Source organism: Streptococcus oralis (assembly GCF_003943825.1).
Classification (GTDB): Bacteria; Bacillota; Bacilli; order Lactobacillales; family Streptococcaceae; genus Streptococcus; species Streptococcus oralis_CD.
In genome coordinates, this window is the sequence record NZ_RJNJ01000001.1 from 84662 (window position 1) to 102362 (window position 17701).

15 protein-coding genes are annotated in these 17701 nt (G+C 40.7%); 11 read left to right on the forward strand and 4 right to left on the reverse strand.

What is annotated here, in order from left to right; all coding sequences use genetic code 11:
- Positions 1 to 8: 8 nt before the first annotated feature.
- Positions 9 to 1388 (forward strand): glycoside hydrolase family 1 protein, encoded by a 1380-nt coding sequence (locus tag D8863_RS00490; RefSeq protein ID WP_125440773.1) that lies wholly within the window; start codon positions 9 to 11, stop codon positions 1386 to 1388.
- A 38-nt stretch (positions 1389 to 1426) separates the two neighbouring features.
- On the opposite strand, the gene D8863_RS00495 is transcribed toward D8863_RS00490, so the two are convergent.
- Positions 1427 to 1840: an EamA family transporter gene (locus tag D8863_RS00495; protein WP_000264212.1), complete on the reverse strand. Its 414-nt coding sequence runs from the start codon at positions 1838 to 1840 to the stop codon at positions 1427 to 1429.
- 215 nt (positions 1841 to 2055) lie between these two features.
- Between D8863_RS00495 and glmS the strand changes: the two genes are divergently transcribed.
- From glmS to D8863_RS00510, 3 genes are all read left to right on the forward strand, one after another.
- On the forward strand, positions 2056 to 3864 hold the full coding sequence (gene glmS, locus D8863_RS00500) for a glutamine--fructose-6-phosphate transaminase (isomerizing) (protein WP_125388615.1): 1809 nt from the start codon (positions 2056 to 2058) through the stop codon (positions 3862 to 3864).
- Positions 3865 to 3964: 100 nt separating this feature from the next.
- Positions 3965 to 4498 carry a hypothetical protein gene (locus D8863_RS00505; protein WP_061428304.1) on the forward strand — a complete coding sequence of 178 codons (534 nt, stop codon included), beginning with the start codon at positions 3965 to 3967 and terminating at the stop codon, positions 4496 to 4498.
- 110 nt (positions 4499 to 4608) lie between these two features.
- The gene (locus D8863_RS00510) at positions 4609 to 5661 is read left to right on the forward strand and encodes an LLM class flavin-dependent oxidoreductase (RefSeq protein ID WP_125440774.1); all 1053 of its coding nucleotides are present in this window, start codon (positions 4609 to 4611) and stop codon (positions 5659 to 5661) included.
- A gap of 173 nt (positions 5662 to 5834) precedes the next feature.
- On the opposite strand, the gene D8863_RS00515 is transcribed toward D8863_RS00510, so the two are convergent.
- The 3 genes from D8863_RS00515 to D8863_RS00530 all read right to left on the reverse strand — a co-directional run bounded on the left by D8863_RS00515 (position 5835) and on the right by D8863_RS00530 (position 11847).
- Positions 5835 to 8573 carry a DEAD/DEAH box helicase family protein gene (locus tag D8863_RS00515; RefSeq protein ID WP_125440775.1) on the reverse strand — a complete coding sequence of 913 codons (2739 nt, stop codon included), beginning with the start codon at positions 8571 to 8573 and terminating at the stop codon, positions 5835 to 5837.
- Positions 8573 to 10498 carry a site-specific DNA-methyltransferase gene (locus tag D8863_RS00520; protein ID WP_125440776.1) on the reverse strand — a complete coding sequence of 642 codons (1926 nt, stop codon included), beginning with the start codon at positions 10496 to 10498 and terminating at the stop codon, positions 8573 to 8575. Before D8863_RS00520 ends, D8863_RS00515 begins: the two co-directional genes overlap by 1 nt.
- Positions 10499 to 10989: 491 nt before the next feature.
- Entirely contained in the window at positions 10990 to 11847 is an 858-nt protein-coding gene (locus D8863_RS00530) for a 5'-nucleotidase, lipoprotein e(P4) family (RefSeq protein ID WP_084918126.1), read from the reverse strand.
- A 367-nt stretch (positions 11848 to 12214) separates the two neighbouring features.
- Between D8863_RS00530 and D8863_RS00535 the strand changes: the two genes are divergently transcribed.
- From D8863_RS00535 to D8863_RS00565, 7 genes are read left to right on the forward strand one after another with little or no spacing between them, the layout of a single operon-like run.
- Positions 12215 to 13219 (forward strand): uroporphyrinogen decarboxylase family protein, encoded by a 1005-nt coding sequence (locus tag D8863_RS00535; protein ID WP_125440778.1) that lies wholly within the window; start codon positions 12215 to 12217, stop codon positions 13217 to 13219.
- An 11-nt stretch (positions 13220 to 13230) separates the two neighbouring features.
- Positions 13231 to 13434 (forward strand): hypothetical protein, encoded by a 204-nt coding sequence (locus D8863_RS00540; RefSeq protein ID WP_000837737.1) that lies wholly within the window; start codon positions 13231 to 13233, stop codon positions 13432 to 13434.
- Between the two features lie 2 nt (positions 13435 to 13436).
- Entirely contained in the window at positions 13437 to 14435 is a 999-nt protein-coding gene (locus D8863_RS00545; RefSeq protein ID WP_125388618.1) for a uroporphyrinogen decarboxylase family protein, read from the forward strand.
- 11 nt (positions 14436 to 14446) lie between these two features.
- Positions 14447 to 15325, forward strand: coding sequence for a transporter substrate-binding domain-containing protein (locus D8863_RS00550; RefSeq protein ID WP_000036979.1), 879 nt, complete (start codon positions 14447 to 14449; stop codon positions 15323 to 15325).
- Positions 15326 to 15357: 32 nt separating this feature from the next.
- Positions 15358 to 16050, forward strand: coding sequence for an amino acid ABC transporter permease (locus D8863_RS00555; protein ID WP_000255460.1), 693 nt, complete (start codon positions 15358 to 15360; stop codon positions 16048 to 16050).
- Between the two features lie 3 nt (positions 16051 to 16053).
- Positions 16054 to 16776, forward strand: coding sequence for an amino acid ABC transporter permease (locus D8863_RS00560; protein WP_000350563.1), 723 nt, complete (start codon positions 16054 to 16056; stop codon positions 16774 to 16776).
- 9 nt (positions 16777 to 16785) lie between these two features.
- Positions 16786 to 17550, forward strand: coding sequence for an amino acid ABC transporter ATP-binding protein (locus tag D8863_RS00565; RefSeq protein ID WP_000942252.1), 765 nt, complete (start codon positions 16786 to 16788; stop codon positions 17548 to 17550).
- Positions 17551 to 17701 lie beyond the last annotated feature (151 nt).

The window sequence follows — 17701 nt, forward strand, 5'->3', positions numbered from 1 at the left end:
GTAAAGCTATGCTAAAATTTCCAAAGGATTTTGTCTGGGGTTCCTCCACTTCTGGACCACAGACAGAAGGGCGAGTGCCAGGTGACGGCAGGGGAGATAATCTCTGGGATTATTGGTATCAAGTAGAGCCAAACCGCTACTACAATGGAATTGGACCTGATAAAACATCGACCTTCTATGAAAACTGGGAAAAGGATATTGAGCTTTTGGTAGAGACTGGGCATACAGCCTTCCGAACTTCTATTCAGTGGTCTCGTATTTTCCCGCAAGGTCGTGGAGAGGTCAATCCGCAAGGGGTGACTTTCTACCGTCAGGTTTTTGAGGCTATTAAGGCCAAGGGGATTCGTCTCTTAGTCAATCTCTATCACTTCGACCTGCCATTTGCCCTCCAAGAAGACGGCGATGGTTGGGAAAATAAGGCAACTGTCAAGGCTTATGAAGACTATGCTCGTTTTTGTTTTGAGACTTACGGTGACTTGGTAGACCAATGGATTACCTTCAATGAACCCATTGTGCCCGTAGAGTTTGGTTATTTCTATGATGCCCACTATCCTCACAAGGTAGATGCCAATGCGGCGGTTAAGGTTGCCTATCATACGCAACTGGCTAGTAGTCTTGCGGTTAAGGCCTGTCATGAGATTTTGCCTGATTCCAAGATTGGGATTGTCCTTAACTTGACACCAGCTTATCCACGTAGCCAGCATCCTGCGGATGTCAAGGCTGCGCGCATTGCCGACCTCTTCCAAGCCCAATCTTTCCTAGATCCGTCTGTACTGGGAGTTTATCCAGAAGAGTTAGTAGAGATTTTAGCTGAGCATGATTTACTGCCAGAGTACACTGTTGAAGAGTTAGAACTCATTCGTGAGAATACAGTTGATTTCCTTGGAGTCAACTACTATCAACCTTTACGCGTTATGGCGCCACGTTTTGCTAAGCATCCTGACAGTCCCCTCTTGCCAGAACATTTTTACGAGCCTTATATCATGCCGGGCCGTAAAATCAATCCTCACCGTGGATGGGAAATTTATGAGCAAGGGATTTATGATATTGCCCAAAATATCAAGGAAAATTATGGTAATATTGAGTGGATGCTGACAGAGAATGGTATGGGTGTTGAAGGGGAAGAAAAATTCCGTCAAGATGGGATGATTCAAGATGATTACCGTATTGACTTTGTCAAAGGACATCTTCGTGAACTTCACCGTGCGATTGAAGATGGAGCCAACTGTAAAGGATACTTAATATGGACCTTTATTGACTGCTGGTCATGGCTCAACAGCTATAAAAATCGTTACGGTTTGGTTGAATTGGACTTGGAAACACAGGAACGTCGTCTAAAAAAATCAGGCCATTGGTTCAAGGAACTCAGCGACCATAATGGATTTTAAGAATAAAAAGAGTGAGATGGTGTTCATCTCACTTTTTATTACAATATCATCACCAAGGTCCCAATCGTAATCAGGATACAGCCAATAATTGTTTTAAACGTCAGGACATCCTGTAGGAAGAAAAAGGCTAGAACGAGGGTAATGACGAGACTGAATTTATCGACAGCAGATACCTCAGTCGCATTGCCCATCTGTAGGGCCTTGTAGTAGCAGAGCCAGGAGGCGCCAGTGGCCAAGCCAGATAAGATGAGAAAGAGCCAACTTTTTTTACTGATGTTGACAATTTCGGTCTGACTATTGGTCAAGAAAACCATGGCCCAGGCCATAAGAATGACAACGACCGTACGAATAGCGGTTGCTAGACTGGATGGAACTCCCTCAATCCCGATCTTGGCTAAAATTGACGTTAAGGCTGCAAAGATAGCTGATAAAAGTGCGAAGAAAAACCACATGGCAAATACCTCCTCCCCTTATTATAAGTAATTGATGCCGACTTGTCAGGTATCAAGTGAAATATTGATAAAATACCAGATATAAAAACTATACCAATTTTTCTTCTTGACAAGTGAGAAAAACAAGTATATACTGTTTTTGCTGATTCCGTAAAGCGAGAATCAGACTATACCAATTTAAGGAGAAAGCACAGCTGGTCTGTGTCGTATATACTATGTGTGGAATTGTTGGTGTTGTTGGAAACACAAATGCAACTGATATTTTGATTCAAGGGCTTGAAAAGCTCGAATACCGTGGTTATGATTCTGCGGGGATTTTTGTCCTAGGTGGTGCTGAAAATCACCTGGTTAAGGCTGTCGGTCGTATTGCAGAATTGTCTGCAAAGACAGCTGGTGTTGAGGGAACGACTGGTATCGGACATACGCGTTGGGCGACTCACGGGAAACCAACGGAAGACAATGCTCACCCACACCGCTCTGAGACAGGACGTTTTGTCTTGGTGCACAATGGAGTGATTGAAAACTACCTTGAAATCAAGGAAGAATACCTTGCAGGTCACCACTTCAAGGGGCAAACCGATACGGAAATTGCCGTTCACCTGATTGGAAAATTTGCAGAAGAAGATGGTCTTTCAGTTCTTGAAGCCTTCAAAAAAGCTCTTCACATCATCCGTGGTTCTTATGCCTTTGCCTTGATTGACTCTGAAAATCCAGATGTCATCTACGTAGCGAAAAATAAATCTCCACTTCTGATTGGTCTTGGGGAAGGTTATAACATGGTCTGCTCAGATGCTATGGCCATGATTCGTGAGACCAACCAATACATGGAAATCCATGACCAAGAGCTGGTAATCGTCAAGGCTGATAGCGTCGAAGTTCAAGACTATGATGGTAACATTCGTGAGCGTGCTAGCTATACTGCTGAGCTCGACTTGTCAGATATCGGTAAGGGGACTTATCCTTACTACATGCTCAAGGAAATCGACGAGCAACCAACGGTGATGCGTAAACTCATCCAAGCCTACACGGATGAGGCAGGTCAAGTTGTCGTAGATCCAGCTATCATTAAGGCTGTTCAAGATGCAGACCGCATCTACATCCTTGCAGCTGGAACATCGTACCACGCAGGATTTGCTTCTAAGAAGATGCTGGAAGAGTTGACGGATACACCAGTAGAACTTGGAATCTCATCTGAGTGGGGCTACGGTATGCCACTTCTCAGCAAGAAACCGCTCTTCATCTTTATCAGCCAGTCTGGTGAAACAGCTGACAGCCGTCAGGTTTTGGTTAAGGCTAATGAAATGGGGATTCCGAGTTTGACAGTGACAAACGTACCAGGCTCAACTCTTTCACGTGAAGCCAACCATACAATGCTTCTTCACGCGGGTCCTGAAATTGCTGTGGCGTCAACCAAGGCCTATACAGCGCAAATCGCAGCCCTTGCCTTCCTTGCAAAAGCAGTCGGAGAAGCAAACGGCAATGCCAAAGCGCAAGCCTTTGACCTGGTTCATGAGTTGTCAATCGTAGCTCAGTCTATCGAATCAACCCTTTCAGAAAAAGAAACCATTGATGCAAAGGTTCGTGACCTTCTCGAAACCACTCGCAATGCCTTTTACATCGGACGTGGTCAAGACTACTATGTAGCCATGGAAGCCAGTCTTAAGCTAAAAGAGATTTCTTACATCCAATGTGAAGGCTTTGCGGCAGGAGAACTCAAGCACGGGACCATTGCCTTGATTGAAGAAGGAACGCCTGTCTTGGCCCTCTTGTCAGATCCAGTCCTTGCTAACCATACTCGTGGGAATATCCAAGAGGTTGCAGCCCGTGGTGCCAAGGTTCTCACTATCGCAGAGGAAAATGTTGCTAAAGACACAGACGATATCGTCCTTACGACTGTCCACCCTTACCTCTCACCAATCTCAATGGTCGTACCAACGCAATTGGTCGCTTACTTTGCAACACTCCATCGTGGCCTTGATGTGGATAAACCACGTAACCTTGCTAAGTCAGTAACAGTAGAATAAACTAAAAGAGTCTAGTTCATCTAGACTTTTTTGCTCTCTCTTGGTATACTTGAGTGAGGAGTATTTTTGCTCGCCTTTAATTTTTTATAAGGAGAAGAAAATGAAGAAGAAAAAAAGTATTATTGCTATGCTGGTTGGTATCGTCTTGTCTAGTTCTTACTTGATACGTACGATCTTGATCCATCAGCAGAGACAAGCGAAAAAGCAAAACCTGGAACGGATTGCTGCAGTGCAAGAGACGGTTCAGTCTCAAGATCAAAAGAAAGCTGAAGAGCAGAAAGAACACTTTAAAAAGGCGTTTGAAGGTATGGATAAAACTTCCATTCTAATGAAAAACTATGATAGCCACACAAAGATTAATGGGGACTACAGTTTTGGTACAAAGGATGGCGTATACTACCTAGTAGAATTAAAAACAGGGAATAAAGTAGCTCTGGAAGGTGTGGACAAGGCCTTTCCATTGTCTGTCAAAAATGAGGACACAAATAGTACGGAGCTTGCCCTGGTTGTCCGTAAAGACCAAGTCTGGTACATGATTGATACAAAGGGTGAGACGATTTACACTTTTGAACAAACAGAATTGACAGAAAACTCGAAGTTAACTCTGAAAGACAATAAACTACAGGTAGAATAAGCTAAGAAAGTCTAGTTCATCTAGGCTTTTTCTAATGAGCAAATTTATTGAAAATGGAACTAATTAGTGATAAAATACCCTAAAACTAAAAGAGATAGCGAGGAAACGGGATGGTAGAATTAGGAATTTCAACATTTGGTGAAACAACCGCTCTGGAGGCGACTGGACAGATTTACAGTCATGATGAACGTATTCGTCAGTTGGTGGCAGAAATTGAGTTGGCTGATAAGGTTGGTTTGGATGTGTACGGGATTGGGGAGCATCATCGGGAAGACTTTGCGGTATCGGCGCCAGAGATTGTTCTTGCAGCTGGGGCAGTCAATACCAAGAAGATTCGTTTGACCAGTGCAGTCAGCATTCTCTCAAGCATGGATCCGATTCGCTTGTTCCAACAATATGCCACCATCGATGCCTTGTCAAATGGCCGTGCGGAGATTATGGCTGGGCGTGGTTCATTTACCGAATCCTTCCCTCTGTTTGGCTATGACTTGAAAGACTATGAAGCTCTCTTTGATGAAAAGTTAGACCTGCTTCAGCTGGCAAATGAAAAGACCAAGATAGACTGGCAAGGTCAATTGACTCAAAGCATTGCTGGAAAAGAAGTTTATCCCCGTCCAGTTCAGGACAAATTGCCATTGTGGGTGGCGACAGGTGGCCATGTCGAATCAACAGTGAAGATTGCTCGGGCAGGGCTGCCGATTGTCTATGCCATTATCGGTGGTAATCCGCGTTATTTTAAAAAGCTGATTCAAGCTTATCGTAAGATTGGAAGGGATGCCGGTCATGCGGATAAAGACCTGAAAGTGGGTGCTCATTCTTGGGGCTGGATTGCTGAGGATGGCGAACAGGCTGTAAAAGATTATTTCCATCCGACCAAGCAAGTGGTGGATGCGATTTCCAAGGACCGTCCACACTGGCAGGAGTTGACCTATGAGCAATATTTGGAGCAAGTTGGTCCAAATGGTGCCATGTTTGTGGGAAATCCAGACCAGGTAGCAGAAAAATTGATTCGCATGATTGAGGATTTAGGCTTGGACCGTTTCATGCTCCATCTACCGCTTGGTTCTATGCCACATGATCAAGTTTTGAGAGCTATTGAACTCTTCGGCACACAAGTGGCGCCCAAAATACGTGCTTACTTTGCCATGAAAGAGAGGATATAAAAAAAATCAATCGGTTGAGTCGATTGGTGAGGAACACCCATGGATTCAGCAACAGGTGGAAGTGGTACAAGCGATAGAGCATACTATCTAGTGGAATATATACTAGTTTATACCAAGTACAAGATAAAATAGTAAAAAAGACGATTTCCAAGCGGAAATCGTCTTTTTGATACTTAGAATAAATCCAGCCTAATATTTCCACCAAAATGTGGTTTTTCAAGAGCTACCTGTGCTAATTGATTGAGTGTTTGTTTACTATTTTCTTGATTATAGAATTTAAGTCCTTTGATGATAACTCCATCAACTTCATCCTCGAAAACCAAATCTTCTTGATGGTCATTGATGTATGAAAGAAGTTCCTCCTTCCATCTATCTTTTTCTGCCAATTGTTCACCTTTGGGTTCAATGAAGATTTGAAGATAGTAATCCTTATTTTGAAGAAGTAGGATAAAGTCTGGCTGAAATCCTGAAAAATTGATTACCCGTGGGTTCTCCTCAAATTGGTGCAATTTCAATTGTTCAACTTTATCTGTCCCCTTTAGCATGTTTTCGTCCATCCGAATGAGGAAAACATCACCGTATTGTTCTCTTAGTTCATCAATGTGATTGGCGATAGCATTAACTAGATTTTCCTCATTTCTATTGATTATAGCAGATTGGTAAGCAAAAAAGTCAAATTTTTCAAAACTAATATTAGTTACTTTTTGTTCGATTAAGGAGCCACTCTGTTTAGCTGTATCATAATTAGGTATTCGTTTGCGATAATCAACGAGATATTCTTCAATAGGATATCCAACAAAACGATTCGTACCTCTAGCTTTACGATAACCTGCCTTTATTTGGGCAGCCAGTAGGTTAAAAAAGTTATCAACAATTTTCAGTTTTTCCATAGCGGAAAAATCTTCTACAATGGTTTCTTTTTCCGTTGTGACAGAGAGTGTAAGATTTTGCAAATCTAGCCAATTTTCACCCCAAAACTCATCCATAGACTTGAGATTTGGAAGATATTTTTTCAGATTTTCAAAACGGAAAAAATTAGAGCGACTAATTGATTTTTTAAAGTAACGAATATCAATTCTCCTCAATTGGGACGTTTTTAACTCTATTGCTTCAGCTGAAAGGTAAGCTATTTCATAGGTGGATTTAAAATAGGTTACATTGGCTAGCTTAGAAATTTCAATACCATATGCACGTAAATTCACATAGTGACTGTCAGGAATTTCCTCAGTTTCATTATAGTAAAGCTTACCTGTTTTAAAGATTTGGGTTTTCTTAAAAGAGGGTTTCAGTTTGATTTCAATCGGAGGATTTTTTTCATCAGTCCCAGTCGCAAGATTCATCTTGTCAAGTGATGCCATCAAATTCTTGATGTATTGCGGTTCATTAAGGGTATGGTAGTGTAGTGTTTCCAACAAAAGACTTGCTGTTTCATCTGATTCATCAAATCGTCTTTGGTAAGAAATCTTTTGATTTAAGGAGAAAGGATTGTATCGCGCCCCACGTCCGATCAACTGAGCCTCGGAATTGGTTGATTTAGCATCTCTTTTATCATTCATTTTCCCCAAGTTGCTAATACGAACGATATCGTAAAGATTGAGGACATCCCAACCTTCTGTTAATTTTGCTACTGCAAAGACTACACGATACAGATTATTGGGCGATTCAAGCGAATTGAGGGCTTGATACTGTCCTGTTTCTAGCAACCCTTTTGAACTACTGTCTGAATCATTTGCATTTAGAATTCTAGCTGGTGAAAAACCACGCTTAAGTTCTCGTACAACAGTTGAAAGATCATCCTTTTCGAGATAATACTGATAAGCTAGCTGTAGGGTATGGCTTTGCTCTTCTGATACACTTTTCAATTGTGAAATAAGGAACGACCTTAAACTTTCCACGGTCAGACTATCAATCATCTCATTGAATAGATTATTTGCTTCATAGGAAGCATCGATTTTATGCGATTTGAAAAGAATGACTGGTTTTATCTCAATTCCAAATTTTTCTAGAGCAAATTTGCGACGATATTCACTCAGAAGAACAGTACTAAGCATATTATCTTCATTGGAATTTCCCGTCTGAATGCGTCTTACATTTTTTGAATATCGCTCTTTTATGTATGAATCCAAGGTATAACGGTAAATAATCTTATCTCGATATTTTTGATAAATGGTCTCATCGTCAAAATCAAGTGTTGCGGTAAATTCTAGCAAGAGATTATCAGCGTGTGCGTGAAGAAGAGAAAGTAGGCTTTTTTCCCATGAGACTTTTTCCAATTCTGCTTTATTTTTCTTTTTCGTAGAAGCAGAATAGTGATGGGCTTCATCCGCCAGAATAACCATTTTTGTCTTCTGGTAATCTGTTAATGACATGATATTTTCTGCTTGTGTGAAAAGGTCATTTGTCAATGTTTGAATTGAAACAAACTTAATATTAATTACATTTTTATTAGGAAAATCTGGAAATCTTCCTGAAATCTGGTTGATAAAGATATGTTCCCCATCAATTTCTAAGTTGGAATTGAAAAGAAACTTCGTAGATTGAGCATTCGTTAGATTATCAATGGTCTTACTCAGAACACCATTTGTATTCACTGTAAACAGAAAATTTTGATACCCTTTTTCTTTATAGAGATAGAGGATTAAGCCAGCCATCAAATCAGTCTTTCCTGAACCAGTTGCCATATTGAACATGAGTTGTCTTGGCTTTCGAAACGTGAAAGTATCTGATGCTTGAGTGTAGTGAAAATAGCGAATAGCTTCACTTTGATAAGAACGTGGTTCATGCTTGAGATTTTCTACAATATACTGTGGTAATTCCCAACCATGCTGTTCGTTCAAAATATCCATATCCAGCTGTTTCAATTCATCGAAGAGTTCAAAGATCAGTTCTTTTTTCTTTGCTTTTCTAACCATCATTTCTCCCCATAAAAACTCTTATTGAAATCATAATCTGATTGAGATAATTGCGATTTAATGGTTTCATCATCAATTTCGGAGTAGTTGTGATAGAGCTGGTTTTTGTCAATAATTTTCACAAGAATTTTTTTCTGCATTTCAAAATCTTCATCCCAGATAGATTGGTCAACTTCTTGTAAATCCACTCTAAAATCAAAATCAAGTGTAGATTTCAAGTTATCAAAGATAGCTTTTAATTCCTCAGAATTTTTAGAGTTAAGGACAGCATTAATAAAGGTTGCATTTTTGTCCATTAATTCAGCATAAATGAATGAACCATCGCCAGACCAAGCAACATCTTGAGAAATGCCACCTTGTTCTCCATCAATAACTTTCTTTAATCTTTCTATAGAAACTGTTTCAATATAATCCATTTGTTCAATACCGATGTACTGACGATTCATCTTGTGAGCAACTGCTGCAGTAGTTCCCGAACCCATAAAGAAGTCAAGGACAAGATCACCTTCATTTGTAGATAGTTCTAAGACGCGTTTAATTAACTCTTCTGGTTTTGGATTAGTAAATACTTCTTCTCCAAATAACTCCTGTTGGTGCTTTGTTGCAGAAGTATTTGTATTGGTTTCTCTCCAAGTAATACTATTAGGCTGAATTGTCCAAATTGAACTACTTGCCTTACCTTTACCTGCCATTTTTACTTCTGAATAATAGGCTTTAAGTTGTGGTTTTGATGTTCCGTTGGCACCAAATCGAATACGATTATCAGCCAACCATCTTTCATAATTCTCTTTTGTAGTTCTCCAGCATCGTCCTTTTGGAGGTATGTAGATATCTCTGGTATTGGGATTGGTTATTTCATATTGAAGATTTTTTCGGATATTTGGAGCATCGAATGGTTCAAGCCTATATGGACCTCGTCCATCATTATCATCATACTTAAATGTTTCAATATCAAGAGCTAACCTAAAATCATTTTTATCAATGGCGTCTTTATTTTTAGCATAGACCAAAATATGATTACTGTTCATTGAAAACAAACCATCACTTGAAACTGAACTTCTAGCTTCCCAAGTAACATCGGCAATAAAGTTTTCAATTCCAAAAATCTCATCCATCATGACTTTAAGATAGTGAGTTCCTTCATCACTCATGCTTAAAAAAAGTAAACCATCATACGATAAAAGCTGATAAGCGATTGATAGCCTGTTCTTTAAGAAGGTTAACCAGCTGGATAAACTAAAATTAGAATTATAGGTAAACGTATCTGTCGGTTTAGTTTTCAGGAAGTAGTAAGGTGGGTCAATAAAAACTGTTTTAATTTTTCCACTAAATCGTTTTTTCAAACTGTGGAGTGCTAACAGGTTGTTTCCCTTGATAATCAGGTTATCCGTATCCTTGATTTCTGATACAGGAGAAGAGCCATTTTTGTCATATTTCTTAGTATTTTTAAAAATCTTTTCATCAAGGAGGACATCAATCTCTTCTCTAGCAACTATCTCATTTAAAAAGGATTCTTCAGCATCTTCCCTCGATACATCGTCTTTAGTCATACCAGCTTTTAAGATACCATCTTTGTAGGGGAAATTTAGGACAACGTCTGTTGTTTCATCTAGATAGCGATTATCTGCTGCTAATCCGATTTTGTTGGTGTAACGCGTGTAAGAGTTTGACCAATATTCATCAACTTCAAGCATTTGAATGATATCATTGATTTTCAAAATTGTCGCACTAGCAATATCCTCAGTAAACGCTTCATTTAGAATTGCATTTGTCAAAATCTTTTCAACCAACTCAGGTTTATAATTATCTAAATCTACTATAATAGCGTCTTTTTTTAATAGTCCCTCAGCTACATACTGTTCATCAAAGCTTTCTACCACCTCTCGCAGGGCTTGTTGAATCGCTGTTTCGAATGCCTGACTCATGCAAGTCCCTCACTTTCATACACAACAGAAAAGACCTTCTCACAAAAATGTGAAAAAGTCTGTTTTAGGGCTTGACAAAAAATACGCTTGATTACATAATCAGCGTGAGCTGTGAGCTGTGAGCTGTGAGCTGTGAGCTGTGAGCTGTGAGCTGTGAGCTGTGAGCTGTGAGCTGTGAGCTGTGAGCTGTGAGCTGTGAGCTGTGAGCTGTGAGCTGTGATTGCTTTCATACCAATCATTCCTTTACTTTTTGATAGTTCTATTATATCAAAATTTCTAAATTTTGCATATTTGCTTTCCCTGACGGATAGTCATGTATAAACCACTTAGAAAATATGATTTATGGCTACATCTATACTAAATGAAGTACATTTTGAATTGGAGAAGTCTGTCCTATTAAAAGACGATCTCCGCTTGGAAATCGTCTTTTTGATATTCTCACAAATACGATATCTTGTGGTTGGTGTAAACTGGTAGATAGCTCCCTTATTTTATTTATCAAAACCTTGTAAGTTTTTTTGGCGCTCTTCAGTTTGACCCTTGGCATCCAATTTATTACCATTGTAAACAGTGCTTTCCCATGATCCGTACATTGGGTTAGGGAAAATGATGAATTTCTGACCAAACTCTTTTTGTAATTCCTCTAATTTTTGGTCGCGCTCAGTTTCAGAGGTCTTTGAAAACTCTGCAAAGTCCACAAGATTGTCTCCTAGTAGCATGACTAAGTTGGTTTTTTCTTGGACTGCTTGTCTACGACCTTCTTTAGATTTGACGCCTTTTTCTAAGAACATGAGATGATCGCGGCTTTGTACAGGGATTCCTTCATTTTCTAGGTTTTTGATCGTATCATCTACCTGATCTATCGTGCGGTCAGATACATAGTAAATTTGGACACCGTTTTGGTCTGCAAATTGGAGAAAGTCTTTAGCACCTGGTACAGCCTTGGCTGCAGCTTTTTTTACCCAGACATCCCAGTTTTCTGGGGTAAATGCTGTTCCATCTTTGACATTTTGCGCTTGATAAGGGCTATTGTCTAATACTGTTTCGTCTAAGTCCAAAACGATAGAGTAGGGTTTATCTGTCTGTGTTTTTAGTAGTTCTTTCAAACGATCAGTAGCGACATTGTAACCTTGTAGATAGAGTGCCTTGGTTTCAGCTGCTTTTTGATACCAAAGAGTTGACATAGTATTTTCTCTTGAACGCAACTGATCATAGGTCATTGTAACCTGATTATCAGATGTACTACTTTGTGTTGTCTGTGAATTTGCCGAATTTGTACCACAGCCAGTCAGTAAAATGACGGAAGTAAGTGTAGAAGCAATTGTAATGGTAACTTTGGATATTTTCATAATCCCATCCTCCTAATAATAGTCTATTAATATTGTAGCGTTTTCATGGGATTTGTGCAAGGAAATACCGAGAGAAAAGAAATTTTTCAGTAGTAATTTGGTATTAGGATAAAATTATGTACTTAATTTGGGAATGAAGATGGATATAAAAAAATTCAATCGGCTTGATAGAAAATCTATATCAGCTTCTTTTTGGAAAATAGATGAAAATAAAGTGAATCTTTGAAAGGCTAGTAACATCAAGCTTTTCAGGGATTTTTTTCTTTATAGATATAAAAATTTCTAATCGAGTTGATAGTCAATATATATTGGGAAAAGGAAAAAAGGAGTGGTAAGATGGTTTCAATCCAAATGGAAGGAGAAAGGTATGGCAAGTAAAAGAGATCTAGTCTTTAGAGCGATTCGAGGCGATGAAGTGGAAAGAGTTCCTGTCGGATTTTGGTTTCATTTTGTAACACTCGAAGAAAAGGGGCAGGGATTAAATAATCCACGTATCTTTCAAAAGAGTGTTGACGGGCATCGCAACTATGTGGAAAGGATTTGTCCTGATTTTGTCAAAATCATGAGCGACGGTTTTTTCCTTTATCCAAGTAATGTCTATAGTCCTAAGATTGCAAGCATTCAGGAGCTGACTTCTATTGAGTCGATTGGTGAGGAACACCCATGGATTCAGCAACAGGTGGAAGTGGTACAAGCGATTCGAGAGACCTTTACCGAAGAGATTGCTTCTTTCTACAATATCTTTTCGCCGATCTCCTACCTCAAGCGCTGGTTCCGTACAGAAACTTCTCGAGGTGATAAGGAAGTAGCTGATTTATTGCTTGAAAATCCTGAGCAATTCAGAGCGATTCTAGATGTGATTGCAGGAGATATTGCTATCCTAACTCAGAAAATCATCCAGCAAGGCGGTGTTGACGGGATTTACCTCAGCACCCAGGAAATTCAAGATGAGCGCATTACACCAGCACTCTACAAAACCTATATCGAACCGAGCAATATAGCGATTTTGGAGGCAGCCAATCAGGTTGGTGGGACCAATATCCTCCATATCTGTGGTTTTGAAGGTGCGAGCAATGATGTGACGATATTTAAGGACTATCCAGCTCAAGTGGTCAACTGGGCGACCCACCATGAGGATGTTAGTTTGACACAGGGTCAAGAGTTATTCCGAGATAAGGCCGTTTTAGGTGGATTCGAAAATGGCAAGAAAAGCTTGCTTTATCAAGGTTCCAAAGCGGAATTGCAAGATGAAACAAGACGGTTGCTGGCTGAAGCTGGTAGTAAAGGCGTTCTTCTGGGAGCTGACTGTACTGTTCCAGATGACTTTGACTTAGAGAGGTTGGACTGGATTCGGCAGGCAGCTGTTCTCTAAAAGGAGGAGCTATGAAAAGTAAAAGATGGGGCATCTTCATTGCAGTTGTCGGTTTGCTGGCCTTGGTTGCCATAAGCGTCGTAAAAAATGGGCACTGCAAAAATGGAGAGAGATGTCGTGGAGTTCAGGATTTTTCCAAGTCCAGTCTTCCCTTTCTACGCTCGAATGATATCGCAAGCAGTTTATTAGTTGAAAAAGTAAGAAATGGAGAATAAGAATGTCAGAAAAAAAAGAATGGGTTTTAAAAGCATTTAAAGGTGAAAAGGTTGATCGTGTGCCAGTTGGTTTTTGGCACCATTTCACATCCGAAGACGAATGGCTACATGGATTCTCAAATCCAGTCATTATCGAGAAGAATATTGAGGGCCATAAGCGCTTTATCCGAGAAGTTCAGCCAGACTTTATCAAACTCATGAGTGATGGCTACTTTGCTTATCCAAATCCAGCGATTGCCAAAGGAAAGTCACTTCAAGAATTGGCGACCATTCAACCACTTGGATCAGACCATGCTTGGATAAAAGATCAGGTGGACTTGGTTAAGAAAATCAAGCAAGAGTTTACAGAAGATATCGTTGCGATTTACAATATTTTTGCTCCTGTGACCTATCTCAAGTGGTTGCTTGGGGAAGTATCTGGTGGGGATGACCTCATTGCAGATTTTCTGGTGGAAGATCCTGAAGCCCTTAAGAAGGTGTTGGATGTGATTGCAGAGGATATTGCGAGTCTCAGTCGAGCTGTCATCGAAGAGGCTGGTGCTGACGGAATCTACCTCAGCGTGCAGAGTATCCAAGATCAACGAGTGTCGGCAGCAGATTATCAAGCCGTCATTGCACCTAGCGAGATAACGGTTCTGGAAGCAGCTAGTGCTGTTGGTGGCGTCACTGTTCTTCATATCTGTGGTTACGAGGGAGCGCGAAATGATATTCACCTTTTTGCAGATTATCCAGCCCAAGTCTTTAACTGGGCTGTAGGACCAGAGGGAATCACTCTCAAGGAAGGTCGTGAGATTTTCAAGGGACGTACGGTTCTTGGAGGATTCGAAAATGGCAAGACAGGCTTACTGTATACTGGTAGCAAGGATGCCATTCAGGCTGAGGCAAAGAAACTAGTTGCAGAAGCTGGGGAACAGGGCTTGGTACTTGGGGCAGATTGTACCATTCCAAGTGATATCACAGTTGAACGTATCCAGTGGGTGAGAGAAGCGCTTGAAAACTAAAGGAGAAAAAGATGAGTAAAAAAGCAGGGATTATCGGTGGTGTAGCAGTTGTTGCAGTAATTGGGGCAACGATTATCGGGAGAAGTTTAGCTGGTGCTCCAGCCAAGGATGGAGAAACGGCTTCGTCTGCTGAAGTTATAACCTTGAAGGTTGCCCATACACAAAACTATGTACCTTATGACTTTGTCAATGAAAAAGGGGAATCAGATGGTTATGAAGTAGCTGTTTTGAAGGCTGTTGATGAGAAGTTGGCAAACTATCAATTTGAATATACGGGTACCAGTGATGACGACCTCTTGATTGGTCTGGAATCAGGAAAGTATGACATCGGAACCAAGGGAGCTTGGTACACAGATGAACGAGCTAAAAAGTTTGTCATTCCATCTGAACCAGTGGGAGCGAGCATCATCGGATTTACTGTCAGAAAAGAAGATGAACAGAAATACAAAACCATTGATGACTTTGCTAAGAATAAAGGGAAATTGGTTCCCATCTCTCCACAGAATGCTCAATGGAATGTTATCACCAGCTACAATGAAAAACATCAGGATGCACCGATTGAGCTAACAGCTGCTGAATCCTTTAAAGTGGCAGATGCCTATGCCTGGGTCTTAGAAGGACGTTATGACGCCTTCTTTGATATCAAACTGTCCTTTGAAAAAGCAGTTACAGCAGAAGATGGTCCTTACCACCAATATGCGGATAAACTCAGCTGGTTCCCATACAAGGGCATTCCAACTTATCCTTTGATTCACCGTGATGAAAAGGGTGAGCAATTCGCTAAAGAATACGAAAAAGCAATCAAAGAGTTGAAAGAAGATGGGACGCTTGCTAAGCTATCTCAGCAATACTTTAAAGAAGATGTCTTTAGTTATGTAGACAAAGACTAGACCAGAAATTCCAAGACTAGAAAGGGTTTTGCATGGTTTCTTATGATTTTTCCAAGGTCTTTCAGTTCTTACCGACCTTATGGCAGGCACTTCCTATGACCTTGTCCATTCTCTTTTTTACCACTCTTCTTGGTTCCCTTTTTGGAGGTCTCTTGGCCTGGGCGCAAGTAGGAGAAGACAAGAGTTTTGCAGCGATTTCCAAAGGCTATATCTTTACCCTACGTTGTACACCGCCGATTGTCTTGCTTTTTCTAGTCTTTTATGGCTTGCCAGAATTTCTGAAATGGTGGCTTGGCTTGGACATCAACAACTGGTCTAAAACTATTTTTGTTCTCCTGACGATGATTCTCTTGTTTGCGGCTATAGTTGCCGAGGTTTTCAAGGCGGCCTATCAAGCTATTCCAAAGGGGCAGACAGAGGCCGGGCTTAGTATTGGTTTGACTCCAAGTCAGACTTTTTGGAGAATCATTTTTCCTCAAGCTTTTCAAGTTGCTCTTCCCAATATAACAACCGCTATTCTCAATCTCATGCGGGATGCTGCCTTGGCTTATACGATTGGTTTTGTTGATGTTATGGGGGCAGGCAATCTCTTGATCAGTCGCAATTTAGGGAACTACTCTCTGGAAACCTATACGGCAGTTGCGCTTCTTTACTGGGGGATTGCCTTGGTTATTTCTAGCTTGAGTCGTTTGCTTGAGAAGTCTTTGGAAACAAAAGGGAGGTAAGAAATGGATATAGACTATATTGTAAAGACCTTTCTGGAGACCTTGAAGGGTGTGCCAATCACCTTGATTATCATGATTGTGGCTATGGTCTTAAGCTTTTTACCGGCTCTATTTTTAGCCTTGGGGCAGATTTACAAGGTTCGAGGTGTGAGGAGTTTTTCTCTGGTCTATCTGGCCTTTATCCGAGCGACTCCTCCGATTTTATTGATTCTCTTCTTTTATAGTTTGTTTCCAAGCCTGCTGAATCAATTTCTCAAAAGCATAGGAAGTGACTTTGATATTTTCAAGCTTGATCCTCTCTATTATGCCTTTATCATTTATAGTTTGATGACAGTCGGGAGTTTATCGGAGATTTTGCGTTCAGCCATCTTGACGGTGGACAAGGGACAACTAGAGGCAGCGCATGCGATTGGCTTGACTACGACCCAGGCCTATCTAAGGATTGTTTTTCCTCAAGCCTTGCGCTCAGCCTTGCCTAACTTGGCCAATCTGGTGATCAATATCGTCAAAGGGACCTCCCTGGTCTTTGTTATGACTATCAAGGACATCACCGCTATTGCTCGTGTAGAAGCGTCCTACGGTTACCAGTATTTTGAGTCTTATTTTGTGATCTTTTTGCAGTATATTTTGATCTGTGGTTTGATTCAGTGGGGCTTCTCCCTACTGGAAAAAGGCTATGTGAAAAAAGAAAAGAGTGCAAAAGCATCTAGCGCGCGTTTTGTATAGGAGGACAGGATGTTACAAGTAGAACATATCGCAAAAACATTTGGAGAGAGGCAGGTACTGGAGGATGTCAATCTCCAGGTCAATCAAGGGGATGTCGTCGTTATCTTAGGACCATCAGGTTCGGGGAAAACGACCTTTCTCCGTTGTCTTAATCACTTAGAAAAAGCTGACAGTGGCCGTTTGACCTTGGCAGGAAAAACCTATGACTTAGCCAAATTAAGCAAGAAAGACATTCTAGAAATTCGCCAAAAAACAGCCTTTGTTTTCCAACACTACAATCTCTTTGCAAATAAAACTGCTCTGGAAAATATTCTAGAAGGTCTAATCGTGGCTCGTAAAGTTCCCAAGGAAGAAGCGCTCAAACGTGCAGAATCTGCCTTGGAAAAAGTTGGTTTACTGGCCTACAAAGACTACTACCCTTCACAACTATCTGGAGGACAACAACAACGAATAGGAATTGCGCGTGCTATTGCCGTCAAGCCCGAGGTCATTTTGCTAGATGAACCAACATCTGCACTAGATCCTGAGTTGGTTGGAGATGTTTTGGATGTTCTGAAACAGTTGGCGGGAGAAGGTGTGACCATGGTAGTCGTTACGCATGAGATGGGATTTGCTAGAGATGTCGCAAACCACGTTATTTTCATGGATGGAGGCCGTATCGTAGAGGAGAATAATCCCCACGATTTCTTTAGTCGTCCACAAGAAGAACGAACCAAGCAGTTCCTAGCTCGTATCTTATCAGATGCCACCTATAGTGTAGAATATATGATTTGATAGATAAGTGTATCATAAAAACAACACCCCATGGCTAGAAGAGTCTTCTAATCATGGGGTATTTTTCTATAGGAGGGCTAGTTTATACTCTTCGAAAATCTCTTCAAACCAAGTCAGCTTCGCCTTATCTACAAGCTCAAAGCTGTGCTTT

What these genes read in the sequence shown, in the direction of transcription:
- D8863_RS00490 (WP_125440773.1), top strand. Translation starts at nt 9, where the DNA reads ATGCTAAAATTTCCAAAGGATTTTGTCTGGGGTTCCTCCACTTCTGGA.
- D8863_RS00495 (WP_000264212.1), bottom strand. Translation starts at nt 1,840, where the DNA reads ATGTGGTTTTTCTTCGCACTTTTATCAGCTATCTTTGCAGCCTTAACG.
- glmS (WP_125388615.1), top strand. Translation starts at nt 2,056, where the DNA reads ATGTGTGGAATTGTTGGTGTTGTTGGAAACACAAATGCAACTGATATT.
- D8863_RS00505 (WP_061428304.1), top strand. Translation starts at nt 3,965, where the DNA reads ATGAAGAAGAAAAAAAGTATTATTGCTATGCTGGTTGGTATCGTCTTG.
- D8863_RS00510 (WP_125440774.1), top strand. Translation starts at nt 4,609, where the DNA reads ATGGTAGAATTAGGAATTTCAACATTTGGTGAAACAACCGCTCTGGAG.
- D8863_RS00515 (WP_125440775.1), bottom strand. Translation starts at nt 8,573, where the DNA reads ATGGTTAGAAAAGCAAAGAAAAAAGAACTGATCTTTGAACTCTTCGAT.
- D8863_RS00520 (WP_125440776.1), bottom strand. Translation starts at nt 10,498, where the DNA reads ATGAGTCAGGCATTCGAAACAGCGATTCAACAAGCCCTGCGAGAGGTG.
- D8863_RS00530 (WP_084918126.1), bottom strand. Translation starts at nt 11,847, where the DNA reads ATGAAAATATCCAAAGTTACCATTACAATTGCTTCTACACTTACTTCC.
- D8863_RS00535 (WP_125440778.1), top strand. Translation starts at nt 12,215, where the DNA reads ATGGCAAGTAAAAGAGATCTAGTCTTTAGAGCGATTCGAGGCGATGAA.
- D8863_RS00540 (WP_000837737.1), top strand. Translation starts at nt 13,231, where the DNA reads ATGAAAAGTAAAAGATGGGGCATCTTCATTGCAGTTGTCGGTTTGCTG.
- D8863_RS00545 (WP_125388618.1), top strand. Translation starts at nt 13,437, where the DNA reads ATGTCAGAAAAAAAAGAATGGGTTTTAAAAGCATTTAAAGGTGAAAAG.
- D8863_RS00550 (WP_000036979.1), top strand. Translation starts at nt 14,447, where the DNA reads ATGAGTAAAAAAGCAGGGATTATCGGTGGTGTAGCAGTTGTTGCAGTA.
- D8863_RS00555 (WP_000255460.1), top strand. Translation starts at nt 15,358, where the DNA reads ATGGTTTCTTATGATTTTTCCAAGGTCTTTCAGTTCTTACCGACCTTA.
- D8863_RS00560 (WP_000350563.1), top strand. Translation starts at nt 16,054, where the DNA reads ATGGATATAGACTATATTGTAAAGACCTTTCTGGAGACCTTGAAGGGT.
- D8863_RS00565 (WP_000942252.1), top strand. Translation starts at nt 16,786, where the DNA reads ATGTTACAAGTAGAACATATCGCAAAAACATTTGGAGAGAGGCAGGTA.